20 protein-coding genes and 3 pseudogenes are annotated in these 22,352 nt (G+C 68.2%); 17 read left to right on the top strand and 6 right to left on the bottom strand.

Going from position 1 to position 22,352, the window contains the following annotated elements; all coding sequences use genetic code 11:
* Positions 1-2: 2 nt before the first annotated feature.
* Positions 3-1,208 carry an efflux RND transporter periplasmic adaptor subunit gene (locus ACWPN3_RS14200; protein ID WP_109446634.1) on the bottom strand — a complete coding sequence of 402 codons (1,206 nt, stop codon included), beginning with the start codon at positions 1,206-1,208 and terminating at the stop codon, positions 3-5.
* 303 nt (positions 1,209-1,511) lie between these two features.
* Between ACWPN3_RS14200 and ACWPN3_RS14195 the strand changes: the two genes are divergently transcribed.
* Entirely contained in the window at positions 1,512-2,228 is a 717-nt protein-coding gene (locus tag ACWPN3_RS14195) for a TetR/AcrR family transcriptional regulator (protein ID WP_247872990.1), read from the top strand.
* Between the two features lie 28 nt (positions 2,229-2,256).
* Here the strand turns inward: ACWPN3_RS14195 and ACWPN3_RS14190 are convergent, their stop codons facing one another.
* Positions 2,257-3,729: an MFS transporter gene (locus tag ACWPN3_RS14190; RefSeq protein WP_492239476.1), complete on the bottom strand. Its 1,473-nt coding sequence runs from the start codon at positions 3,727-3,729 to the stop codon at positions 2,257-2,259.
* A gap of 332 nt (positions 3,730-4,061) precedes the next feature.
* Here ACWPN3_RS14190 and ACWPN3_RS14185 point away from each other — a divergent pair, with 332 nt between their 5' ends.
* From ACWPN3_RS14185 to ACWPN3_RS14145, 9 genes and pseudogenes are all read left to right on the top strand, one after another.
* On the top strand, positions 4,062-4,736 hold the full coding sequence (locus ACWPN3_RS14185; protein WP_492239478.1) for an amino acid ABC transporter permease: 675 nt from the start codon (positions 4,062-4,064) through the stop codon (positions 4,734-4,736).
* A 13-nt stretch (positions 4,737-4,749) separates the two neighbouring features.
* Positions 4,750-5,037, top strand: coding sequence for an ABC transporter permease subunit (locus ACWPN3_RS14180; RefSeq protein ID WP_492261500.1), 288 nt, complete (start codon positions 4,750-4,752; stop codon positions 5,035-5,037).
* Positions 5,004-5,405 (top strand): amino acid ABC transporter permease, encoded by a 402-nt coding sequence (locus tag ACWPN3_RS14175; RefSeq protein ID WP_492261499.1) that lies wholly within the window; start codon positions 5,004-5,006, stop codon positions 5,403-5,405. The genes ACWPN3_RS14180 and ACWPN3_RS14175 overlap by 34 nt, the downstream gene beginning before the upstream one ends.
* A 35-nt stretch (positions 5,406-5,440) precedes the next feature.
* Entirely contained in the window at positions 5,441-6,250 is an 810-nt protein-coding gene (locus ACWPN3_RS14170) for a transporter substrate-binding domain-containing protein (RefSeq protein ID WP_492239479.1), read from the top strand.
* A gap of 53 nt (positions 6,251-6,303) precedes the next feature.
* The gene (locus tag ACWPN3_RS14165) at positions 6,304-7,092 is read left to right on the top strand and encodes an amino acid ABC transporter ATP-binding protein (RefSeq protein WP_492239480.1); all 789 of its coding nucleotides are present in this window, start codon (positions 6,304-6,306) and stop codon (positions 7,090-7,092) included.
* Between the two features lie 30 nt (positions 7,093-7,122).
* Positions 7,123-8,061 (top strand): 2-hydroxyacid dehydrogenase, encoded by a 939-nt coding sequence (locus ACWPN3_RS14160; protein ID WP_492239481.1) that lies wholly within the window; start codon positions 7,123-7,125, stop codon positions 8,059-8,061.
* An 81-nt stretch (positions 8,062-8,142) separates the two neighbouring features.
* A pseudogene (locus ACWPN3_RS14155) lies at positions 8,143-8,433 on the top strand (LacI family DNA-binding transcriptional regulator); the annotation flags it as partial.
* A gap of 145 nt (positions 8,434-8,578) precedes the next feature.
* Positions 8,579-9,148, top strand: coding sequence for a substrate-binding domain-containing protein (locus ACWPN3_RS14150; RefSeq protein WP_492239482.1), 570 nt, complete (start codon positions 8,579-8,581; stop codon positions 9,146-9,148).
* Positions 9,145-9,882 carry a 2-keto-4-pentenoate hydratase gene (locus ACWPN3_RS14145; RefSeq protein ID WP_492239483.1) on the top strand — a complete coding sequence of 246 codons (738 nt, stop codon included), beginning with the start codon at positions 9,145-9,147 and terminating at the stop codon, positions 9,880-9,882. The genes ACWPN3_RS14150 and ACWPN3_RS14145 overlap by 4 nt, the downstream gene beginning before the upstream one ends.
* Before the next feature lie 43 nt (positions 9,883-9,925).
* On the opposite strand, the gene ACWPN3_RS14140 is transcribed toward ACWPN3_RS14145, so the two are convergent.
* Both ACWPN3_RS14140 and soxR read right to left on the bottom strand, forming a co-directional pair.
* Positions 9,926-11,080 carry a D-alanyl-D-alanine carboxypeptidase family protein gene (locus ACWPN3_RS14140; RefSeq protein ID WP_492239484.1) on the bottom strand — a complete coding sequence of 385 codons (1,155 nt, stop codon included), beginning with the start codon at positions 11,078-11,080 and terminating at the stop codon, positions 9,926-9,928.
* 151 nt (positions 11,081-11,231) lie between these two features.
* Positions 11,232-11,687, bottom strand: a complete 456-nt coding sequence (gene soxR / locus ACWPN3_RS14135) for a redox-sensitive transcriptional activator SoxR (protein ID WP_492239485.1) — start codon at positions 11,685-11,687, stop codon at positions 11,232-11,234.
* A gap of 163 nt (positions 11,688-11,850) precedes the next feature.
* Between soxR and ACWPN3_RS14130 the strand changes: the two genes are divergently transcribed.
* Positions 11,851-13,041, top strand: coding sequence for an HPP family protein (locus ACWPN3_RS14130; protein ID WP_492239486.1), 1,191 nt, complete (start codon positions 11,851-11,853; stop codon positions 13,039-13,041).
* 143 nt (positions 13,042-13,184) lie between these two features.
* Here the strand turns inward: ACWPN3_RS14130 and ACWPN3_RS14125 are convergent, their stop codons facing one another.
* Positions 13,185-14,114 (bottom strand): replication protein RepA, encoded by a 930-nt coding sequence (locus ACWPN3_RS14125; protein WP_098735578.1) that lies wholly within the window; start codon positions 14,112-14,114, stop codon positions 13,185-13,187.
* 865 nt (positions 14,115-14,979) lie between these two features.
* Between ACWPN3_RS14125 and ACWPN3_RS14120 the strand changes: the two genes are divergently transcribed.
* The 5 genes and pseudogenes from ACWPN3_RS14120 to ACWPN3_RS14100 all read left to right on the top strand — a co-directional run bounded on the left by ACWPN3_RS14120 (position 14,980) and on the right by ACWPN3_RS14100 (position 19,692).
* Positions 14,980-15,963 carry a cation diffusion facilitator family transporter gene (locus tag ACWPN3_RS14120; RefSeq protein ID WP_109446613.1) on the top strand — a complete coding sequence of 328 codons (984 nt, stop codon included), beginning with the start codon at positions 14,980-14,982 and terminating at the stop codon, positions 15,961-15,963.
* Positions 15,964-16,030: 67 nt separating this feature from the next.
* A pseudogene (locus ACWPN3_RS14115) lies at positions 16,031-16,513 on the top strand (CNNM domain-containing protein); the annotation flags it as partial.
* A 97-nt stretch (positions 16,514-16,610) separates the two neighbouring features.
* Positions 16,611-17,627: a hemolysin family protein gene (locus ACWPN3_RS14110; RefSeq protein WP_492261498.1), complete on the top strand. Its 1,017-nt coding sequence runs from the start codon at positions 16,611-16,613 to the stop codon at positions 17,625-17,627.
* A gap of 129 nt (positions 17,628-17,756) precedes the next feature.
* A complete protein-coding gene (locus tag ACWPN3_RS14105; RefSeq protein WP_109446609.1) occupies positions 17,757-18,785 on the top strand; it encodes an AAA family ATPase in 1,029 nt (342 codons plus the stop codon).
* Positions 18,775-19,692, top strand: a complete 918-nt coding sequence (locus ACWPN3_RS14100; RefSeq protein ID WP_109446607.1) for a ParB/RepB/Spo0J family partition protein — start codon at positions 18,775-18,777, stop codon at positions 19,690-19,692. The genes ACWPN3_RS14105 and ACWPN3_RS14100 overlap by 11 nt, the downstream gene beginning before the upstream one ends.
* Positions 19,693-19,721: 29 nt before the next feature.
* Here ACWPN3_RS14100 and ACWPN3_RS14095 read toward each other — a convergent pair.
* Positions 19,722-21,122: pseudogene (locus ACWPN3_RS14095) on the bottom strand (aldehyde dehydrogenase family protein); the annotation flags it as partial.
* A 106-nt stretch (positions 21,123-21,228) separates the two neighbouring features.
* Here ACWPN3_RS14095 and ACWPN3_RS14090 point away from each other — a divergent pair.
* Complete coding sequence (locus ACWPN3_RS14090; RefSeq protein WP_492261497.1) at positions 21,229-22,293, top strand: LysR family transcriptional regulator; 1,065 nt, start codon at positions 21,229-21,231, stop codon at positions 22,291-22,293.
* The last annotated feature ends 59 nt before the right edge of the window (positions 22,294-22,352 follow it).

Genomic DNA, 22,352 nt, shown 5'->3' with positions numbered 1-22,352 from the left:
GATCAGCGGGCCGAGGCGGCCTTTTCAGGCAATGCGGCCAGCGCGTTCTGGGCAGGCACCGGCTTCACCTCGGCACCCGGCTTCAGCTTTTGCAGCCCTTCCACCACCACGCGCTCGCCAGGGGCCAGCCCGTCCGACACCAGCCAGACATTGCCGACCGGGCGTTCGGTCTTGATGGTGCGCGGGTTCGCCTTGTTGTCGGCGCCCACCACCCAGACGCGGGCGGAACCGTCCGGCGACCGGGCCACCGCGGCCTGCGGCACGGTGATGGCGTTCTCCGCCACCCCCTGCTCGACGCGGGCGCGGACGAACAGGCCGGGCAGCAGCTGCTTGTTCGGGTTGGGGAAGACCGCGCGCAGCTGGACCGAGCTGGTGCCGGAATCCACCGTCACGTCGGCGAATTGCAGCTCGCCCTTCGCCGGATAGGCGGTGTCGTCGCCGCTGGCGTTGCTGTTCAGGAACAGCGTCACCGGGATCTTGCCGGGTTCGGCCGGGCGGATGCGGCCGGTTTCCATGTCCTCGCGCAGCTTCATCAGTTGCGAGGCGGTCTGCGTCACGTCGACATAGATCGGGTCGAACTGCTGGATGGTGGCGAGCGCCGTCGCCTGGTTGGAGGTGACCAGCGCGCCTTCCGTCACCGCCGACTTGCCGATGCGGCCGGAGATCGGGGCGAAGACCTTGGTGTAGTTCAGGTTGATGCTGGCAAGGTTGTAGGCGGCCTTGGCCGAGGCGACCTGCGCCTCGTTCTGCTTCAGCGAGGCCTGGACGTCGTCGAAGTCCTGCTTGCTGACCACGCTGTTCTTGACCAGATCGCCATAGCGCGACGCCTTGTTGCGGGCGGCCTGGAGGTTGGCCTCCGCCTTCTGCACGTCGGCCTGGGCGCTCGCCAGCGACGCCTCGTAGGTGGCGGGGTCGATCTGGTAGAGCTGATCGCCCGCCTTGACCTCGCTGCCCTCGCGGAAGAGGCGCTTCAGCACGATGCCGCTGACCTGCGGGCGGATTTCCGCCACCCGGTAGGGGGCGGTGCGGCCCGGAAGCTCGGTGGTCACCGGCAGGCGCTGCGGCTCGATGGTGGCGACCGAAACCTCGGGGGGGCCGCCGGCACCCTGGGGCTGGCCGGAGGCCTGCTTCTGCTGGTTGCAGCCGGCGAGCACCGCGATCAGGCAGGCCGCCGCGGCCAACGTCATGAATGGCTTGGAACTGGACATCTGTTTCCTCGTCTCGGCGCCGCACGTCGGCGGACCCGTCTCCCTGCTGCACGCTCTGCTATACGCTGCGGGGTCAGGCGGTCCGGCACATCCCCGTTGCTTAGTACTGTCTCATACAGTACAGTGTACCAGACGATACATTCAGAATGCTGCACCGCGCAAGGGGGTTCCGCAAATGCCCGATATGGGGCTGGAACATGGAAAGTCATCCTCGACAGCCATACGGCAAGACCCTGCGGTCCTGTTCGAGAGCGTGTTCGGAATCGGGCCGGCTGGAACCGACAGGCCGGAAGGAAAAGCGAGATGACCAACAGCCATAAGGCCCGGATCAGCCCCAGCTCCGGCCAGCGGCAATCCGCCGTGCAGATGGCTGGGCCGCCTTGCGGGCCGGCCACCTGCGGGCCGCGCGGCATGGCGCGCCGGCAGGCGATCCTGACGGCGGCGCGGCGCCTGTTCGTCGAGAAGGGCTTCGAGAAGACGACGCTGAGCGACATCATCTCTGTCGCCGGCGGATCCCGGGCCACGCTTTACGAGCATTTCGGCGACAAGGAGGGGCTGTTCCGCGCGATCATGGAGGAGGACAACGCCATGATCCTCTCCGGCCTCGCCCCCGCCCAGGCTGACGAGCGGGTGACGCCGGAAGCCGGGCTGACCGCCTTCGCGCTGCACTTGGTGAAAGCGCTGCTGAACGAGGAGACGACCGCCACCGTCCGCATCCTGATCGCGGAGGGCGACCGCGTGCCCGACATCACCGAAGCCTTCTTCCGCATCGGGCCGGAGAACGCCATCGCCCGGCTGGCCGATTACTTGCAACGGCTGTCGGACAGCGGCGATCTCAGCATCGACGACCCGGCCGCCGCAGCACAGGCCTTCCTGGGCATGGTCACCGGCAACCTGCTGGTCCGCCGCCTGATCCTGCCCCAGAGCGCGCCGGCCATCCCCGACCTCGACCGCTATGTCCGGCAGGCCGTGCGTCTCTTCCTGAACGGGGCATGCGCGAGGGTGACCAAGGCGGCCTAAGGGGAGGGAAACCTCAAATCGCCGCCTTTCAAATCGTCTCCGCCGCGGTATCCCCCACCCCGCGGTCGCGGCCGGCCTTGGTCAGCGGTTCGGCGATGTCCTCCAGCCCCTTGCCTTCGGCGTCGACGCCATAGATCAGCGCCACCACCCCGCCGGCCATCATCACCACCGATCCCAGCACATAGCCCCAGAACAGCGGGTCGCGCTCCGTCCCCTCCCCCACCAGCCAGCCGAACAGCAGCGGACCGGTGGAGCCCACCACCTGGGCGATGGCGAAGAAATAGGAGATCGCCTGCGCCCGGACCTCCAGCGGGAAGATCTCGCTGACCGTCAGATAGGCCGACGAGGCGCCGGCCGAGGCGAAGAAGAAGGAGACGCACCAGAAGATCGTGTGGGTGTTCGCGGTCAGCACCCCCTGGCGGAACAGGAAGGCGGAGACCAGCAGCACGCATCCCGCCAGCAGATAGGTGCCGAAGATCATCCGGCGCCGCCCCACCGTATCGAACAGCGGCCCCAGCAGCAGCGGCCCGATCAGGTTGCCGGCGGCGAAGGGGAAGAAATAGAGCGCCGTCTGCGACGGGTCGAGATGGTAGAAATTCTGCAGGACCAGCGCGTAGGTGAAGAAGATCGCGTTGTAGAGGAAGGACTGCGTCACCATCATCGTCACACCGAGGACGGTGCGCGTCGGGTATTGCCGGAAGAAGACGTCGACCAGCTGCGCGTAGGACACCGAGTCTTCCGGGACGATGTGCATGGCCCGCTTCGGATCGACCGGCGCCAGCGTCTTGCCCTGCCCCAGCACGCTGGCCTCGATGTCGTCGACGATGCGCTCGGCCTCCGCCTCCCTGCCATGGGTGACCATCCAGCGCGGGCTTTCCGGGATGTGCCGGCGCAGATAGATGATGATCAGGCCCAGCAGCGGGCCGATGAAGAAGGCGATGCGCCAGCCGAGATTTTCCGGGACCAGCGCATGGTCGAGCAGGAAGACGCTGCCGACAGCACCGATCATCGCACCCGCCCAATAGGTGCCGTTGACGGCGATGTCGACCCGGCCGCGGAAGCGCGCGGGGATCAGCTCGTCGATGGCGGAGTTGACGGCGGCATATTCGCCGCCGATGCCCATCCCGGCGATGAAGCGCCAGACATAGAGGAACCAGGGCGTCCAGGCGAAGCCGGCGATGCCGGACGCGATCAGGTAGAGCGCCAGCGTGGTGATGAACAGCCGCTTGCGCCCCCAACGGTCGGTCAGCCGGCCGAAGACCAGCGCGCCGACCACCTGCCCCATCAGATAGATGGTGCCGGCCAGCCCGACCTCGGCGCTCGACATGCCGAGGCTCTCCTTATAGCCGGAGGCCGAGATCAGCTGGATTTCGATGCCGTCCAGGATCCAGCTCACCCCCAGCCCGACCACCACCATCCAGTGGAAGCGCGCCCAGGGCAGCCGGTCCATCCGGGCCGGCACCAGACTGCTCACCGCGGCGGCGTTGTTTGCAGCGGTCATGTCGGGGCAGCGGTCATGTCGGGTTGATTCCCCAAGGCTGGCGGCAGGTTGCGTGCCTGTGAAAACACGGCGTGCCGCCGGAAGGTTTCCGAACCCGCAAGGCGCCATCAAATATCTGCCATGCGAATTGTCATGACTCTCCTCATTTCCCATTGCGCTTTTGGATCGATCCAATTAGCGTGTGTCGGCAGTTGGAACGCAGCGATGCGTCCTGCGGTCCGGGCATGATCCCGGACGACAAGACCTGAGCGGACAAAGGCAATCCGTGCGACGCCGAGCCTTCCGAAAGCAATTCCCGGAAGGCGGCGCGACGCGGGTGCGGAGGAACGCCCGTGACCTATGATTTTCAATTCGACGCGGTGTTCGCGTCCTGGGACTATCTGCTCGACGGGGCATGGCTGACCGTCAGGCTGTCGTTCGGCGCCATGGCCATCGGCATGGTGGTCGCCATCCTCTGCGCGCTCGGCAAGACCTCAGGGCCGAAGCCGGTGCGCTGGGCGATCAACGCCTACATCGAGGTCATCCGCAACACGCCCTTCCTGGTGCAGATCTTCCTGATCTTCTTCGGGCTGCCGACAATCGGGCTCCGGCTGTCGCCGGACATGGCGGCGCTGATCGCCATGGTCGTCAATGTCGGCGCCTACGCCACCGAGATCATCCGCGCCGGCATCGAATCCATCCACAAGGGCCAGATCGAGGCCGGGCTGGCGCTGGGCCTCAGGCCGTTGCAGGTCTTCCGCCACATCGTGCTGAAACCGGCGCTGCGCACGGTCTATCCGGCGCTGACCAGCCAGTTCATCCTGCTGATGCTGAGTTCCAGCGTGGTGTCCGCCATCTCCGCTGACGAGCTGACGTCGGTCGCCAACAACATCCAGTCGCAGACCTTCCGCAGCTTCGAGATCTACATCGTCGTGACCGGGGTCTATCTGGTGCTGGCGCTGATGTTCTCGGCCCTGTTCGCCGGCATCTACCGGCTGGCCTTCGCCTATTCCATCGATCGGCGCTGAAGGAGGCCATCCCATGATCCGCGCCTTCGGGTACAACGAATTCCTGTTCCTGCTCAGCGCCGTGCAATGGACGCTGATGCTGTCGGTCATCGCCTTCATCGGCGGCGGCATCGTCGGGCTGTTCGTGGCGCTCGGCCGCACGTCGGACGTGAAGCCGCTGCGCCTGCTCGCCACCGGCTACATCCAGCTGTTCCAGGGCACGCCGCTGCTGATGCAGCTGTTCCTCGTCTTCTTCGGCGCCACCGTGATCGGCATCGACATGAGCCCGTGGGTCGCCGCGGCGGTCGGTCTCGACTTCTGAACACCAGCGCCTTCCTCGGCGAGATCTGGCGCGGCTGCATCCAGTCGGTGCCGCGCGGCCAGTGGGAGGCGGCCTCTTCGCTCGGCCTGCGCTATCCCGGCCTGATGCGCTACGTGATCCTGCCGCAGGCGGTGAAGGTCGCGGTGCCGCCGACCGTGGGCTATCTGGTTCAGGTGATCAAGGGCACCTCGCTGGCCGCCATCATCGGCTTCGTCGAGCTGACCCGCGCCGGCCAGATCGTCAACAACGCCACCTTCCAGCCCTTCCTCGTCTTCGGCATCGTCGCCGCGATCTATTTCGCGCTGTGCTGGCCGCTGTCGCTGCTGAGCCAGCGCCTGGAAGCCCGCTACGCCGCCCCGTCTCGCTAAACCTCAAAAAACACCCGCACTCGGAGGAAACACCCATGGTCTTCACCGTCACCCGCCGCCTGGTCGTCGCCGGCGCCCTGATGACCGCCGCAATTGGCCTGACCGCCACCGCTCACGCCCAGAGCGTCGAGGACATCAAGGGCAAGGGCAAGCTGACCATCGGCATGCTGGTCGATTTCCCGCCCTTCGGCATCACCAGCTCCGACGGCAAGCCGGACGGCTATGACGCCGACGTCGCCAAGCTGATGGCCAAGCATATGGGTGTGCCGGTGGACATCGTGCCGGTGACCGGGCCGAACCGCATCCCCTACCTGCTGACCGGCAAGGTCGACGTTCTCGTCGCCTCGCTCGGCATCACGCCGGAGCGCGCCAAGCAGGTCGCCTTCTCCGAGCCCTATGCCGCCATCGAGATCGGGCTGCTCGCCACGCAGAAGTCGCCGGTCGCGAAGGCCGAGGATTTGTCGGGCAAGAGCGTCGGCGTCGCCCGCGCCAGCACGCAAGACCAGTCGCTGACCGCGGTGGCGCCGAAGGATGCCCGCATCATGCGCTTCGACGACGACGCCAGCGCCGTGCAGGCCCTGCTGTCCGGTCAGGTCGATGCGCTGGGCGTCAGCAACGTGGTGGCCCAGCAGATCAAGACGATGGCGCCCCAGGCCAATTACGAGATGAAGTTCGTGCTGAAGAGCCAGGTCCAGGGCGTGGCCCTGCGCCAGGGCCAGGACAAGCTGATGGGCTGGGTCAACGGCTTCCTCGACACCGTGAAGAAGAACGGCGAGCTGAACGCCATCCACCAGAAGTGGCTGGGCACCGACCTGCCGGCGGCGGTCACCGCCAGCAAATCCTGAGGCCAGCAAGTCTTAAGGCTAGCGTAGCGCAAACCCCGGTGGAGGACAGGACCATGGCACTGGCGACCGAACCGACGCGCGGCAGCGTCGCGCCTCCGATGAGCGCGGATGTCGTCATCCGCATGGACGGCGTCCAGAAATGGTACGATCAGTTCCAGGTGCTGAAGGACATCGACCTGGAGGTCCACCGGGGCGAGCGCATTGTCATCTGCGGCCCGTCCGGATCGGGCAAATCGACCCTGATCCGCTGCATCAACCAGCTGGAACGCCACCAGAAGGGCCGCATCACCGTCAACGGCGTCGAACTCGGCCCGCACCACCGCCAGCTGGACCTGGTCCGGCGCGAGGTCGGCATGGTGTTCCAGAGCTTCAACCTGTTCCCGCATCTGACCGTGCTGGAGAACTGCATGCTGGCGCCGTTGAAGGTGCGCGGCACCACCAAGGCCGAGGCGAAGGCCACCGCCATGCGCTATCTGGAGCGGGTGCGCATCCCCGAACAGGCCGACAAATACCCCGGCCAGCTGTCGGGCGGCCAGCAGCAGCGCGTCGCCATCGCGCGGTCGCTCTGCATGAACCCGAAGGTGATGCTGTTCGACGAGCCGACCTCCGCTCTCGACCCGGAGATGGTCAAGGAGGTGCTGGACACCATGATCGGTCTGGCCGAGGACGGCATGACCATGCTGTGTGTGACGCACGAGATGGGCTTCGCCAAATCGGTCGCCCACCGCGTCATCTTCATGGACCGCGGCGAGATCGTCGAGCAGAACACGCCGGAGGAGTTCTTCACCGCCCCGAAATCGGAGCGGACGCGGAGCTTCCTCGGCCAGATCCTGGCCCATTAAGACATTCTGTTCCACCAAGGACGAGTTGCGATGAAGCCCGAAATCCTGTTGGTCGAACCCATGATGCCCGCCATCGAGCAGGCTCTGGACGCGGCCTACACCGTCCACCGCCTGTCCGCCGCCCCGGATCGCGACCGGCTGATCGCCGAGGTCGCCGGCCGGGTGCGCGCCGTCGTCACCGGCGGCGGCACCGGCGTGAAGAACGCGGTGGTCGACGCCCTGCCCCATCTGGGGATCGTCGCAATCAACGGCGTCGGCACCGATGCGGTCGATCTGGAGCATTGCCGCGGCCGCGGCGTGCGCGTCAGCAACACGCCGGACGTGCTGACCGACGATGTGGCCGATCTCGCCATCGGGCTGATGATCGCCGGGTCGCGCCGGATGATGGTGGGCGACCGCTTCGTCCGCGCCGGGCAATGGCCGACGGGCAAGCTGCCGCTCGCCCGCAAGGTCAGCGGCAAGCGGCTGGGCGTGCTGGGTCTGGGCCGCATCGGCGAGGCCATCGCCAAGCGGGCCGAAGCCTTCGGCATGACCATCGCCTACACCAACCGCAAGCCGCGCGACGGCGTGTCCTACCGCTTCGTCGCCTCGCCGGTCGATCTGTCGCGGGAGAGCGACATCCTGATGGTGGCGGCCTCGGCCGGGCCGGATGCCCGCAACATGGTCGGCCGCGCCGTGCTGGATGCGCTCGGACCCGACGGGCTGCTGGTCAATGTCGCCCGCGGCAGCGTGGTGGACGAGCCCGAGCTGCTGGCGGCCTTGACCGAGGGGCGGATCGGCGGCGCCGCGCTGGACGTCTTCGCCGACGAGCCGAACGTGCCGGAGGGCTTCTACGGCCTCGACAACGTCGTGCTCCAGCCGCATCAAGCCAGCGCCACGGTGGAGACGCGGATGGCGATGGGGCAGCTGGTGCTCGACAATCTGGAGGCCTTCTTCGCCGGCCGGCCGCCGCCGACCGCCGTGGTGTGAGGCACTCCCGTCTTGGCCAAGCCGCGCGATAGCCAGAAACCTGGAAGCGTCACCCTGACGGAGGTCGCCGGCCATGCCGGGGTGTCGCGCTCGACCGTGTCGCTGGTGCTGCGCGGCAGCCCGCTGGTGGCAGCGGAAACGCGGGAGCGGGTCCAGGCCGCCATGGCGGCGCTCGGCTACATCTACAACCGCGGCGCCGCCAACCTGCGCGCCACCCGCACCCAGACGGTCGGGCTGCTGGTCTGCGAACTGAACAACCCCTTCTATGCCGAGTTGACGGCGGGGGTCGACGACGTGCTGGACACCGAAGGCTTCGTCGCCTTCATCGCCAACACCGCCGAGCAGCCGGAGCGCCAGGACCGCTTCCTCCAGCGGATGCGGGAGCACAATGTCGACGGGGTGATCCTCTGCCCGGCCGCCGGGACGGACAGCGGGCTGCTCGACCGGCTGGACGGCTGGCGGCTGCCCTGCGTGCAGGCCCTGCGCTTCGTCCCGGACAGCTTGGCTGGCCGACCGCGTGCGGGATTATGCCGGCGTCGATTATCAGGCGGGCATCGAGACGGTCGTCGACCATCTCGTCGCGCTGGGCCATCGGCGGATCGCCTTCGTCGGCGGCACCTTGGACCATTCCGCCTACGCCGGGCGCCATGCCGGCTTCACCGCGGCGATGCGGCGGCACGGGCTGGCCGACGATCTGGTGCTGCGCTGCCCGCTGACCCGGCGGTCGGGTGCCGGGATTGCCGAGGATCTGCTGAATAGTCCGCAGACACCCACGGCGGCGCTCTGCTACAACGACGTGGTGGCGCTCGGGCTGATGCTGGGGCTGGAGGCGCGCGGCCTGAGGGCCGGGCGCGATCTGGCCGTCACCGGTTTCGACGATGTGCCGGAAGCGGCGCTCAGCCGGCCGGCGCTGACCACCGTCGCCACCTCGGCAAGGCAGATCGGGCAGGAGGCCGCCCGGCTGCTGCTGCGCCGGATCGCCGACCCGCTGGGCCCGCCCGAGCGGATCATCCTGCCGGGCCGGCTGGTCGTCCGCCAATCCTGCGGCTCCCCCTCCTCTTCCCTCCATCACAGAGATTTGTCATGACCGATACCGTCGAGGCCCTGATCGAGGCGCGCGAGACCCGCCAGTGGCTGACCGGGCTGGACAACCGCCCCGCCACCGAAGCGGAGGCCTACGAGATCCAGGACGCCGTCGCCCGCCGCCTGGGCCCCGTCACCGCCTGGAAGGTCGGCGCCGCCACGCCCGACGCCGAGCCGTTCCGCGCGCCGATCAACGCCGCCACCGTCTTTGAGAACACCGATTACCTGCCGGCCAAGATCTTCCAGGTCATCGGCGTGGAGGCGGAGATCGCCTACCGCTTCGCCCGAGACCTGCCGGTGCGCGAGCAGCCCTATAGCCGGGAAGAGGTTCTGGCCGCCGTCGCCTCGGTCCATCCCGCCTGGGAGATCGTCGACACCCGCTTCGCCGGTTTCGGCAGCCAGGACCGGCTGAGCCACATGGCCGACCAGTTCAACCACGGCGCCCTGATCGTCGGCCCGGCCATCGCCGACTGGCGTGCGCTCGACCCGGTCAAGGAAACGGTGACGCTGGAGATCGACGGCGAGACCAAGGTCGATGTCGTCGGTGGCAACAGCGCCGGCGATCCGGTCCGCCTGCTGGTGTGGATGGCCAATGTCGGCGCCCGCAGCTTCGGCGGCCTGCATGAGGGCGAGGTGGTGACCACCGGCTCCTGCACCGGCACCATCTTCGTCGAGCCGGGCAGCAAGTCGGTCGCCCGCTACGGCACCATGGGCACCATCACGCTGAAGGTCGACTGAGCGAAGAGGTCGCGGGCCGGAACTCGCCGGCCCGCGACGTACACTACGGCAGCAGATGCCCCAGCCGCTGGCCGAGCGCGGTCAGGCCGCTGGAGGCCGGGACGTCGGCGCCGGCGACCAGATCGACCTGCCGGCGGACGGCGCCGTCATAGTCGATGCGCAGCCGGCCGACCACGTCGCCGCGATGGACCGGGCTCGGCAGCGGCTCGGCCAGGGTGGCGACGACATGCAGGCCGTTGCGGTCGGCCGGCGCCATGGTGACGGTGACGTCGTCGGCGACCGTCACCGGAACGCTGTCCTCCTCGCCCATCCACACCGGCGCCTGCTCCACCAGCTCGCCCTTGCGCAGCAGGGGGTAGAGCCTGAAGCTGTTCCACGCCCAGTCGAGCAGCCGGGTCGGCTCGTCGTTGCGGGCCTGCGGGCTGGGCAAGCCATTGACCACCAGCACCAGACGGCGCCCGTTGCGCTCCCCCGACGCGGTCAGGCCATAGCCGCCGACCTCGGTGTGGCCGGTCTTGATGCCGTCGACGCTGACGGGATGGTAGAGCAGCGGGTTGCGGTTGCCCTGGCGGATGCCGTTCCAGGTGAAGTTCCGCTCCGACTCATAGTGATAGAACTGCGGAAAATCGCGGATCAGGTGGGTGGCGAGGGTCGCGAGATCGCGGGCGGTGGTGTAGTGGCCCGGATCCGGCCAGCCGCTGGCGTTCATGAAATGGCTGTCGGCCATCCCCAGCTCGCGCGCCTTGGCGTTCATCATCGAGGCGAAGGCGGATTCGCTGCCGGCCAGCCCTTCCGCCAACGCCACGGCAGCATCGTTGCCGCTGTCGATCAGCAGGCCGCGCAGCAGATCCTCCACCCGCACCGTGCTGCCCAGCTTCAGGAACATGCGCGAGCCGCCCATCTTCCAGGCGGCCTGGCTGACCGGGACACTGGTGTCGAGCGTCGTCCGGCCATGGACCAGCGCGTCGTAGGTCAGGTAGGCCGTCATCATCTTGGTCATCGAGGACGGCGCCATGCGCACCGTCCCGTTCTTGTCCAGCAGCACCTCCCCGCTGGAGAGATCGACCAGATAGGCCTGCTTGGCCGCCGTGTCCGGCTGGGACAGCGCGAGCGCCGGGGCGGACAGCAGGACGGCGGCGGCGAGCGACAGGCAGCCGGCCAGAGTGCGGAGCAGCGGCCGCGGATTGACGACGATCACCCTTGTGGATCCCCTGAGGCGACGGATGGGTCTTGCGAAGCCCGTTTCCATGGACCATCGCCGCGCCGGCTTCACCCCTTATTTTCGCATGTGACCCACTTTTAATGTGGGACCGTCACCGGATCGGGCCGGGCAGTCAGACCGGATCGGATCAGGCAGGATCCAGCAGCCGCGGGCCGGCCCCGCCGTCGCCGAGCTCGTCCCACGGGTTGCGCAGGGGGCAGTCGCGGATCGACAGGCAGCCGCAGCCGATGCAGCCGTCCAGATTGTCGCGCAGTCTGGTCAGCTTGGCGATGCGGTCATCCAGTTCCTCCCGCCAGCGCTCCGACATGCGGCGCCAGTCGGCGGTGGTCGGGGTGCGGTCCTCCGGCAGGGCGTTCAGCGCGTCGGCGACGGAGGCGAGCGAGATGCCGAGCCGCTGCGCCACCTTGACCACCGCCACCCGCCGCAGCACGTCGCGGGAGAAGCGGCGCTGGTTGCCGGGATTGCGCCAGCTCCGGATCAGCCCCTGCGCCTCGTAGAAATGGATGGTCGAGACCGCCACGCCGGACCGGCGCGCCACCTCCCCCACCGTCAGGTCCTTGTCATACTCCTCCGGCGACAGCATTGCGGCCCTCCCCTCTCCTGCAACCCTCCGTCCCGCCAGTCTGCCGGCTTTTCCGCTTGACCTCAAGTTCTATTGAGGTTTTAGCCTGCCCCGACTTTGCCGCCTGAATGGGCAAAGTGCCGGTTGGGTAATCAGAATTCTGGATCGGGGGAATGGGAACCGAATGACCAGGGGAAAGCTTGCCGCCCTGCGCGAGCGCTTGGTGGGATTGGGTGCGGTGGTGTTCCGGCCGATCCTGCCCGGCGCCACGTTGCGCGACCGCCTGATCGCCTGCTGCGGCGCGCTGCTGGGCATCGCCGCGACGGGACTGCTCTGCCGCAACATGCTGGCCTACATGTCGAGCGCGCCGGTGCTGGTGGCGCCGATGGGGGCGTCGGCGGTCCTGCTGTTCGCCGTGCCGGCCAGCCCGCTGGCCCAGCCCTGGTCGATCGTCGGCGGCAACACGCTGTCGGCCGTCGTCGGGGTGCTGGTCGCCGCCGTCATCCCCGACCCGATGCTGGCCGGGGCCGCGGCGGTGGCGCTGGCCATCGCCACCATGTCGCTGACCCGCTGCCTGCATCCGCCCGGCGGTGCCGCCGCCCTGACCGCGGTGCTGGGCGGGCCGGCGGTGACCGAGATGGGCATCAAGTTCGCCTTCTTCCCCGTCGCGGTGAACTCCATCCTGCTGCTGACCGCCGGGCTGATGTTCCACCGGCTGTCCGGCCATCGCTACCCGCACAAGACGGTCAACACCCACCGCACCAACGATCCGCCGCCGCAGCTGCGTCCCGGCCTGACCCAGGGCGATGTCGACGGCGCGCTGCGCACGCTGGCCGAGACGCTGGACGTCAGCCGCGACGACCTCGGCGCCCTGCTGGTCAATGCCGAGCTGCACGCGCTGGAGCGGCTGCATGCCGACATCACCTGCCGCGAGATCATGTCCCGCGACCTCGTCACCGTCACGCCGGACACCCATCCCCAGCTGGCCCGCGCCCGGCTGCTGGAGCATGGTTTCCGCACCCTGCCGGTGGTCGATGCGCAGAATGCCGTGGTGGGCATCGTCGGGCATGAGCAGCTGTCGCACGGCGACGCCCTGCACCACGGATCGCGGGTCGCCAGCGTGATGGCGCCTGCTGTGACCGAGCTGCCCGACACCCCGGTCTTCGGCCTGCTGGGTCGCCTGTCCGACGGCCGCACCCACGATGTGGTGATCGTCGATGGAAACCGGCGGGTGCTGGGAATGATCACCCAGACCGACCTGCTGGTGGTGCTGGCCCGGACAGCACTCGCCCGCGCGGTGCAGACCGGGGTCGACGGGCTGAACGATGCCCTGCCGCGCGGTTACCTGCGCGACGTGACGGCGGGCCGGGTATAAAGGCTCGGCTGTGGCAGGTCAGCGGCGATTCTTGAACTCTGGTGACGGGACTCCGAAAGGACTAGTCCGAAGGGCGTGCAGCGTCACCAGAGTTCAAGAATTGGAGCGGTCCGCGTCACCAAAGTTCAAGAATTGGAATGGCGTCAGGCGATGCGCGCCACCACCCGCTCGTTGATCGGCGGACGCGACGGGTGGAGGATCAGCCCCTCGCCCGATTCCTCGACACGGGCGTCCGGATAGGCGGCCATGGCGTATTTCAGATTCGGGATGAACTTGGTCTTGAACTGGCGGACCAGGGCATAGCCGGCGCCGAACTGGCCATGCAGCGCCGCCCAGGTGATCGGCGTCGGCTTGTCCAGCGAATGGAGGCGGTAGGCCAGCCAGATATAGACGTCGAGCGCCATCGACTTGCCGCTGATCGCCTTCAGCGCCTCTTCCGCCACCGGCACCGGGTGCTCGCGCAAGGCCTTGAAGAAGCTGTCGCTGAGCCGCACCGTCTCGGTGAACAGGGTGCCCTGGCGGTCGTCGGGCCGGCGCAGCTGGATGGCGTCGGCGACGATCGATTCCTTGCTCTGCCGGCGGCCGCCGTCGGCATCGGTGAAGAAGGTCAGGTGGCAGGCGGACAGGCGCGCCGCCTGGTCCTCCACGTCGCGATAGGCCTTGCCGCAGATCGGGATGTCCATCCGCTTCAGCCAGTCATGCATGGAGCCGCCAAGTTCGACCTCCGGATTCCCGGTCTGAATCGCACGGGTCTGGAGATAGAGCAGAATCATGCGGGCCCGGCTGCCGTAGGGAACGCCGATTCGGCGGGTGACGCCGTTGCGGTCCTCGATCACGCCGGGTTGGATGACCAGCTTCACCTTGTGGCCGGGGCGTTCCCAATGCTGGTCGTCGGGAAGCTGGCGGTGCGGCAGCGCGGTCTGGCAGAATCCGGCATAGGTGATGCCGAGCTTGCCGTTTTCCGCGGCCTGGACCGCCGCGGCGATGTCGATCAGCGGCCGTTCCTCGTCCGAAACGAGGGCCAGCGCGCCGTCGCGTCCGTGTGTCTCGATCAAACGATGAATGCTGCCCATGACGACCTCCAGCTTTTGGCCGGCATGACCGTCCTGTGACGGGCCGATGACCGAACCTGCCAGATACAACACCCCGGATCGCGCCGAAGGCAATTTGAACCTTGGTGACGCAGGCTATTTGGAACCTATTTGGAATCAACTATTAGATTCGTCACCAAAGTTCAGGGGATAAGTCCGAGTCGCGTCACCACAGTTCAAGGCAGGCGTCACCAGAGTTCATGGGGAGAAACCGGGTGCCTGTGGACGACTCGTGGCACGGAACTGGCTGTTCGCTTGAACCTTGGTGACGCCGACCTTGTCGATTCGAGGCCGGAGTTCGGCCTTCGCCCCCTGCGGAGCGTCACCAAAGTTCAAGGATTCCAGGGGGTAGCTTGGGCAGCGTGACGGGTTGCGCGCCGCCTGTCCGACCCGTTGCCAATGGAAGGTCATGCGCCCGCCGTCATCCCCGTGAAGGCGGAGATCCAGGCAAACATCCCGTCAAGTGGTTGATTTGAATAGAGACCTCCCTTTGCAGGGCTCGTGGACGGGCCGGGTCGACGTTCGCTTCACCACCCGTCACCGGGTTCCACAGTCCGGGCGTCACCAAAGTTCAAACGCCCGGTCGAGTTGATTCCACGTCGAGTCGGGCCCCGGAGCGTCACCAAAGTTCAAACCCTGCACGCCCCCAGCGTCACCAAAGTTCAGGAGTCACGCCGAGTCGGTCCGGCTGTCGGCGTCACCAAAGTTCAAACCCGGACCGGTCGTGTGTCCTCGAAGCGTCACCAAGGTTCAGGAATCGGGCCGCCAGGGAACAGGCCGACCGCGGCGGAGTTTCCTTGCCCTGGGGCCCGAGTGGCCGGAGGGGGCGACTGGAATGCGGGATGCAATGACCGAAACATCCGGGGGCGTTACTGCCGGTGCGGCATCGGCGGGGGGCCGGGAAGACGGGGAATCGGGCAAGGTCGTCCTTGCCGCCATCGCGGCCAACCTGGCGATCACCGTCACCAAGTTCGTCGCGGCGCTGATCACCGGCAGCGCGTCGATGCTGAGCGAGGCGGTCCATTCGCTGGTCGATACCGGGAACGAGGCGCTGATGCTGGTCGGGCTGAAGCGGTCGAAGAAGCCGCCCGACGAGCGCCACCCCTTCGGTTACGCGCGCGAGCTATATTTCTGGACCTTCGTCGTGGCGCTGGTGATCTTCGCCGGCGGTGCGGTGGTCTCCATCTATGAAGGGGTGGAGAAGATCCTCCATCCGCAGCCGGTGGAGTCCGCCTGGATCAACTTCGTCGTGCTGGGCGTCGCCTTCGTGATGGAGGCGATCAGCTGGGTGGTGGCGCTGCGCGCCTTCAACGCCGACCGCGGCGAGGCCGGCGTGTTCGAGACCGTCCATGCCAGCAAGGATCCGACCGTCTTCATCGTCCTGTTCGAGGACAGTGCCGCCCTGGTCGGGCTGATCATCGCCGCCGCCTGCCTGTCGGCGGATCTGCTGCTGGACCAGCCGGTCTATGACGGCGTCGGGTCGATCCTGATCGGGCTGGTGCTGGCCGCCACCGCCGCCTTCCTCGCCTATGAGACCAAGAGCCTGCTGATCGGCGAGGCCGCCCGTCCCGACCTGGTGCAGGGGGTGCGTGCCCTGGTGCGGGCGGAGGAGGCGGTCGACCATGTGAACGAGGTGCTGACCATCCATCTCGGCCCCAAGGTGGTGATCGTCAATCTCAGCCTGGATGTGCGGGACGAGGTCAGCGCCGGTCAGGTGGAGCGGACGCTGGCCCGCATCGAGCGCCGGGTGAAGGAGCGCTTCCCGGAGATCCGCCGCGTCTTCACCGAGGTGCGGGCGGCCGGCGACCGCCCCAACCTTGCAGACGGCTGAAGCTTGCAAACGGCCAACCTTGCAAAAGGCCGGACCGACACCACATGCCGGGCAGAGCGCAATCAGGATGGAGCAGCCCTGCCCGGCAGGCGGGGACCCGATGAACACTTCGCCAAGCGGCCCCAGATGGCCGCGGGGGATCGGATCTCCGGTCGCCCGCGGCGCACCCATATCTTATTGCATGAGCGATCCGGTCGTTCCCGGTGCTGCCCCGTTCGGTGCATGGCCCGACCGATGCCTGACGCGCATTACGCTGCCGGTTTTCCTTATCGTCACCTGTTCTGTCGAACGCGGGGTGCCCCGGGCACCGTCCGCGCGACGACTCATGCCCATTTTTCCAAGGAATCCTTCGATGCTCTCGTTTGAGATCGCCATCATCGTTGCGTTGACGCTCCTCAACGGGGTGTTCGCCATGTCCGAGCTGGCCGTCGTCTCCTCGCGCAAGGCCCGGCTCCAGCATCTGGCCGACCAGGGCGACCGCGGAGCGCGGACGGCGCTGCGGCTGATCGAGGAGCCGAGCCGCTTCCTCAGCACCGTCCAGATCGGCATCACGCTCGTCGGCGTCGTCGCCGGCGCCTATGGCGGCGCCACGCTGGGCGACCGGCTGGGCCAGTGGCTGGACGGCTTCCCCGCCCTGGCCGGCAAGGGTGAAGATCCTCGGCGTCGGCGGCGTGCTGGTGGTCATCACCTATCTGTCCATCGTGCTTGGCGAACTGATCCCGAAGCGCATCGCCCTGAAGAACCCGGAGCGGGTCGCCTCCCTGATCGCCCCGCCGATGCGCATGCTCTCCCGCATCGCCGGCCCCTTCGTCTGGCTGCTCGGCGCCTCCACCGACCTGCTGCTGCGGTTGCTCGGCCTGCACGGCGCGCGCGAGGAGACGGTCACCGAGGAGGAGATCCGCTCGATGATCTCCGAAGGCACCGAGACCGGCGTCTTCGCCCCGGCCGAGAAGGAGATGATCGACGGCGTGCTGCGGCTGGCCGACCGCACGGTGCGCAGCATCATGATCCCGCGCCCGGACGTCGCCTGGCTCGACCTCGGCAAGCCGCAGGCCGAAGTGCTGGAGGCGATCCGCAGCTTCGGCCATTCCCGCTATCCGGTCTGCCGCGGCGCGCTCGACGAGCTGGTCGGCGTCGTCCACACCCGCGACCTGCTGGGCATGGTCGTCGAGGGCCGCCCCTTCGATCTGGAGGCCGGGGCCGCCAAGCCGCTGGTGGTGCATGACGGCACGCCGATCCTGAAGCTGCTCGACCTGATGAAGAACTCCGGCCACCATCTGGCGATGGTCGTCGACGAGTATGGCAGCATCGAGGGGCTGGTCACGCTGACCGACATCCTGGAGATCATCGCCGGCGACCTGCCGGAGGCCGGCGAGGCGGTGGAGACCGCGGCGATCCGGCGCGAGGACGGCTCCTGGCTGGTCGAGGGTTGGATGCCGGTGGACGAGTTCGAGGACACCGTCGGCGTGCGCGGCCTGCGCGATGCCGGCGACTTCCACACGCTGGCGGGTCTGGTGCTGCACCGGCTGGGCCATGTGCCGCAGGCCGGCGAGTGGTTCGACTGGAACGGCGTCCGCTTCGAGGTGGTCGACATGGACGGCCGCCGCATCGACAAGGTGCTGGTGATGCCCAAAATCGAGCAGCCGGCCGACGCGGAGGAGTGAGGTCCGCCGCCGGCCGAGGGGGCGGGGGCGCATTTGTTGTTGCAACTCCGCACGGGCTCCATTGACAAAGTTCCGGCAACTTGCTCAGACTCCGCCCGGCCGCCGATGGGGGGCGGAGTCCAAAGCGGAATGACGGGAGTGCTGTCCATGGGTGGCGGGGGCGACGAGATGCGCCAGTTGCGCGAGCGCCGCGGCGAGAACCAGACGCAGTTCGCCGACTGGCTGAACGGGCAGCTCGGCCGCAGCTATACCAAGGCGCGGATCAGCCGCTGGGAAAGCGGGGCGGAACGCATCCCGCAGCAGCTCGTCGATTTCCTGACCCGCCACAAGGCGGACGAACGGCCGCGCTCCGCCACGTATCTGGCGGTGGCCAACCAGAAGGGCGGCGTCGGCAAGACCGCCACCGCCGTCAACCTCGCCTATGCCTTGACCGAGGGCGGGGCGCGGGTGCTGCTGATCGACTGCGATTCCCAGAGCAACGCCACCGTCCATGTCGGCATCGGCAACGCCGCCATCGTCGCCTTGGAGCAGCAGCGCAAGACACTCTATTATGTGCTGCGCTCGGAAGAGCCGCTGAGCTCGGTCATCATGCCGACGGCGGAGAGCGGGCTGGATCTGGCGCCGGCCGGGCTGTCGCTGGCCGATGCCGACGTGGAGCTGGCCGCCGATTCCACCGGCGGGCTGATCCTGCGCGAGAAGCTGGACGAGGTGCGCCACTCCTATGATTTCGTGGTGATGGACTGCGCGCCCAACCTGGGTCTGGTGACCGCCAACGCCCTGTCGGCGGCGGAGCTGGTGGTGGTGCCGGTGCAGACGGAGGCGCTGGCCCTGCTGGGCGTCAAGCGGCTGGTCGACACCATCGGCCGCATCCGCCGCCGGGTGAACCCGGCCCTGCGCATCGCCGGCATCATCCCGACCATGTACAACGACCGGCTGACCCAGGACCGCGCGACGTTGCAGGAACTGCACGAATCCTACGCCGGCCAGGTGCCGGTCTTCGATCCCATCCCGCGCGCCACCGTCTATGGCAAGGCGGCGGCGGCCGGCATGATCACGCTGGCCGGCGATCCCAAGGCGCCGGGGGCCGAGACCTTCCGCGAGGTGGCGCGCCAGATCCGCGCCTATGCCCAGAACCGGGAGACGACCCATGTCGCGTAAGTTCGAACGCAAGACCCGCGAGCTGCTGGGCACTGCGGCCGAGCCCGCGACTGGCATGGCTGGCGGGCTGACGGTGGGCAGCGACCGGCTGTTCGGCACCTCGGCCGGCTTCCCGCATGTGGTGGAGCTGGACCTCGCCCGCGTCCACCGCAACCCCGACCAGCCGCGCCGCCATTTCGACGAGGCGGAGCTGCGCAGCCTCGCCTCCTCCATCGAACGGCACGGGCTGCAGAACCCGGTGCTGGTGCGTCCCCTGCCCCAGGGCGAATATCTGCTGATCGGCGGCGAGCGGCGGGTGCGTGCGCACGAGATGCTGGGCCGCAAGACGGTCTTCGCCATCCTGACCTCCGGCGATCCGGACGAGATCGGGCTGATCGACAATGTCCAGCGCGTCGACCTGAACGCGGTGGAATATGCTGCGGCGCTCGCCCGGCTGATCGACAAGCACGGCTACACCCATGACGAGCTGGCGGCTGTCGTCGGGCGCGACCGCACCGACGTGACCAAGCTGCTGTCGATCATGGGGCTGCCGGATGAGATCCGGGAGGAGTATGCGACCGGGTTCGCCCATGTCTCCCGCTCCGTGATGATCGAGATCGCCGCCGCTCCCGCCGGGTTGCAGGCCGGGCTGTGGAAGCGGGCCAAGGAGGGCGCCAGCGTCAAGGCGGTGCGGCAGGCCAAGCGCGACCATGCCCAAGGCGGTGTTGCCGGCGGTGTTGCCGATGACGCACCGGCCGAGGAGCCGGATGCGAAGGAGGCGGTGCGGGCCTTGCAGGCCAGCGTGAAGCGCATCCTGCGCGACGTGGCGGTGGTGCGTGAGCAGCGCCGCCATCTCGACCCCGACAACCGCGACCGGCTGGTGCGGCTGCGGGCCGAGATCGACGCCATCCTGGACGAGGGCGCCTGAACGCCCTCCCCCATCAGCGACTTGGGCTCCAGGAAGGCGTCGAGGCCGAAGCTGCCATATTCGCGGCCGATGCCGGACTGCTTGAAGCCGCCGAACGGCGCCTTCGGGTCGTGGGCCAGGCTGTTGATCAGCACCCGGCCGGCAACGATGCGGTTCGCCACCCGGCGGGCGCGGGCGGTGTCGCCCGCCAGCACATAGGCCTGAAGGCCGTAGAGTGTGTCGTTGGCGATGGCGACCGCCTCCTCCTCGTCCTCGTAAGCGATGATGGAGAGGACGGGGCCGAAGATCTCCTCGCGCGCGATGGTCATGTCGTTGCGGACGCCGGTGAACAGGGTCGGCCGCACGAACCAGCCGCCGGAAAATTCCGGTTGGCCCTCCGGCCGCCCTTCCCCGCCGGCCAGCAGGACGGCGCCCTCCTCCACCCCGATGCGGATGTAGCGTTGCACCCGTTCCCACTGGGTCCGGCTGACCATCGGACCGACAATGATCGCCGGATCGCGTGGATTGCCGTTACGCACCGCCTCGACCGCCGCCTTGGTCAGCGCCTCGATCTCGGCGAGCCGGCTGCGCGGAGCCAGCAGGCGGGTGCCGGCGATGCAGGCCTGGCCGCTGTTCATGAAGGCGGCACCGACCGCCAGCGGGATCGCCCGCGACAGGTCGGCATCGTCGAGGATGATCGTCGGCGACTTGCCGCCCAGCTCCAGCGTGACGCGTTTCAGACTGTCGGCTGCCGCGCGCAGGATCGCCTTGCCGGTGGCGGTGGAGCCGGTGAAGGAGATCTTGGCGACGTCCGCATGGCTGGAGATCGCCGCCCCCACCCGCTCGCCGCGCCCGGTCACGATGTTGAACAGGCCGGGCGGCAGTCCGGCGGCATGCAGCGCCTCGGTGACGATCCGCGTCTGGCGGGCGCTCATCTCGCTGGGCTTGATCACCGCGGTGCAGCCGGCGGCGATGGCGGTGGCGAGCTTGCCGCAGATGAAGCCGGCGTTGCTGTTCCACGGCGTGATCAGCCCGGCGACGCCGAGCGGCTCCATGCTGACCTCGGCCGTGCCCATCCGGCGGACGAAGGGGTAATCGGCGAGCAGTTCGGCGGTCTCGCGAAAGGCGTTCACCGGGTGATCGACCATGAAGCCGGCACGCGAGGCCGGGGCGCCATACTCCTCGATCACCGCATCGAGCAGGTCGTCGCGCCGGGCGGCCAGGGCATCGCCCATCCGGTGGAGCAGGGCGATCCGCTCCGCCTTGGCCGTCCGGGAGAAGGCCGGGAAGGCGCGCTTGGCGGCGGCGATTGCGGCATGCGCATCCTCCTCGTCGGCAAGGCGGACGCGGCCGGTGACGGCCCCGGTCGCCGGATTGTGCAGGTCGAACTGCTCAGTCCCATGCGGGGTGACGAAGCGGCCGTCGATATAGATGCTGTCGATCTCGTGCATCGGGCTCTCCCGGAGTGGTCGGTGGGTGTCGGCCATTCAGGTGGCACAGGGGCCGCCGGGTGATAAGGTGGACAATCCCGCATGCATCGGTGAACGGATCGGGACAATGAGCGTGACCGGACTGATGGAGCTGGAAGCGGTGCAGGCCGTCGCCCGGCATCGCGGCTTCCGCGCCGCGGCGGCCGAACTGGGGATGTCGCGCTCGGCGCTCAGCCATGCCATCGCGGCGCTGGAAGAGCGGCTGGGGGTGCGGCTGTTCCACCGCACGACGCGCAGCGTGGCGCTGACCCAGGCGGGCGAGCAGTTCGTCGCCGACACCGCCCCTGCCCTGCGCGACATCCGCGCCGCCATCGACCGGCTGTCCGACCATCGGCTGGCCCCCGCCGGAACGCTGCGCATCAACAGCTCGGCCGGTGCTGCGCGGATGATCATGAAGCCGGTCATTCTGGAGTATGTGCGCCGTTATCCTGAAATGACGGTCGACATCGTCACCGAAGGGAAGCTGGTCGACATCGTGCTGGAGGGCTTCGATGCCGGCGTGCGGCTGGCGGAGCAGGTGCCGCAGGACATGATCGCCATCCCGCTCGGCCCCGACCTCCGCTTCGCGGTCGTCGGCACGCCGGGCTATTTCGCCGGCCGCAGCCTGCCGGAGGCGCCGGCCGACCTTGCCGGCCACCGCTGCATCCGCAGCCGCCTGCCGAGCGGCGCCCTCTACCGCTGGGAGTTCGAGCGGCATGGCGAGACGGTCGCCATCGACGGCACCGGGCCGCTGATCCTGGATGATGCCGACCTGATGCTCGACGCGGTGCGTGCTGGGCTGGGGCTCGGCTATCTGGCGGAATGGCATGTCGCCGACGACATCGCCGCCGGACGCCTGCTGCGCGTGCTGGAGGAGTGGACGCAGCCGTTTCCCGGACTGTGTCTTTACTACTCAGGCCGGCGCCATCTGCCGCCGGGGCTGCGGGCGCTGGTGGATCTCGGTGCGGGAGCTTGGGGGCGGGCGGTAGAGGGCGACGTGGGACGTCCCACGCTCTGCGCGCTTGTTGTGGGACGTCCCACATCGCCGCGGCGGAGAAAGCCCGCCGGCATAGTCCAGGCGCAGCACCGGCCTGTCACGCGGCGCCGTGACCTGAGCCGGTGGCCAGCTCATCCAGTCTCGTCCACCGGCTAATTTTCGGAAGATCACCACGCTGTCGAAGGGGAGGGCGCAGAAAACATCTTTACTGCGAG

Source organism: Azospirillum sp. UENF 111221 (assembly GCF_058780625.1).
The sequence above is the reverse complement of the archived record's forward strand: the minus strand, read 5'-3'. Positions and strand labels throughout refer to the sequence as shown.

Excerpts from the sequence above, each read along its gene's own strand:
- ACWPN3_RS14200 (WP_109446634.1), bottom strand. The coding sequence starts at position 1,208 with ATGTCCAGTTCCAAGCCATTCATGACGTTGGCCGCGGCGGCCTGCCTG.
- ACWPN3_RS14195 (WP_247872990.1), top strand. The coding sequence starts at position 1,512 with ATGACCAACAGCCATAAGGCCCGGATCAGCCCCAGCTCCGGCCAGCGG.
- ACWPN3_RS14190 (WP_492239476.1), bottom strand. The coding sequence starts at position 3,729 with ATGACCGCTGCAAACAACGCCGCCGCGGTGAGCAGTCTGGTGCCGGCC.
- ACWPN3_RS14180 (WP_492261500.1), top strand. The coding sequence starts at position 4,750 with ATGATCCGCGCCTTCGGGTACAACGAATTCCTGTTCCTGCTCAGCGCC.
- ACWPN3_RS14170 (WP_492239479.1), top strand. The coding sequence starts at position 5,441 with ATGGTCTTCACCGTCACCCGCCGCCTGGTCGTCGCCGGCGCCCTGATG.
- ACWPN3_RS14165 (WP_492239480.1), top strand. The coding sequence starts at position 6,304 with ATGGCACTGGCGACCGAACCGACGCGCGGCAGCGTCGCGCCTCCGATG.
- ACWPN3_RS14160 (WP_492239481.1), top strand. The coding sequence starts at position 7,123 with ATGAAGCCCGAAATCCTGTTGGTCGAACCCATGATGCCCGCCATCGAG.
- ACWPN3_RS14145 (WP_492239483.1), top strand. The coding sequence starts at position 9,145 with ATGACCGATACCGTCGAGGCCCTGATCGAGGCGCGCGAGACCCGCCAG.
- soxR (WP_492239485.1), bottom strand. The coding sequence starts at position 11,687 with ATGCTGTCGCCGGAGGAGTATGACAAGGACCTGACGGTGGGGGAGGTG.
- ACWPN3_RS14130 (WP_492239486.1), top strand. The coding sequence starts at position 11,851 with ATGACCAGGGGAAAGCTTGCCGCCCTGCGCGAGCGCTTGGTGGGATTG.
- ACWPN3_RS14125 (WP_098735578.1), bottom strand. The coding sequence starts at position 14,114 with ATGGGCAGCATTCATCGTTTGATCGAGACACACGGACGCGACGGCGCG.
- ACWPN3_RS14120 (WP_109446613.1), top strand. The coding sequence starts at position 14,980 with ATGACCGAAACATCCGGGGGCGTTACTGCCGGTGCGGCATCGGCGGGG.
- ACWPN3_RS14105 (WP_109446609.1), top strand. The coding sequence starts at position 17,757 with ATGACGGGAGTGCTGTCCATGGGTGGCGGGGGCGACGAGATGCGCCAG.
- ACWPN3_RS14100 (WP_109446607.1), top strand. The coding sequence starts at position 18,775 with ATGTCGCGTAAGTTCGAACGCAAGACCCGCGAGCTGCTGGGCACTGCG.
- ACWPN3_RS14090 (WP_492261497.1), top strand. The coding sequence starts at position 21,229 with ATGAGCGTGACCGGACTGATGGAGCTGGAAGCGGTGCAGGCCGTCGCC.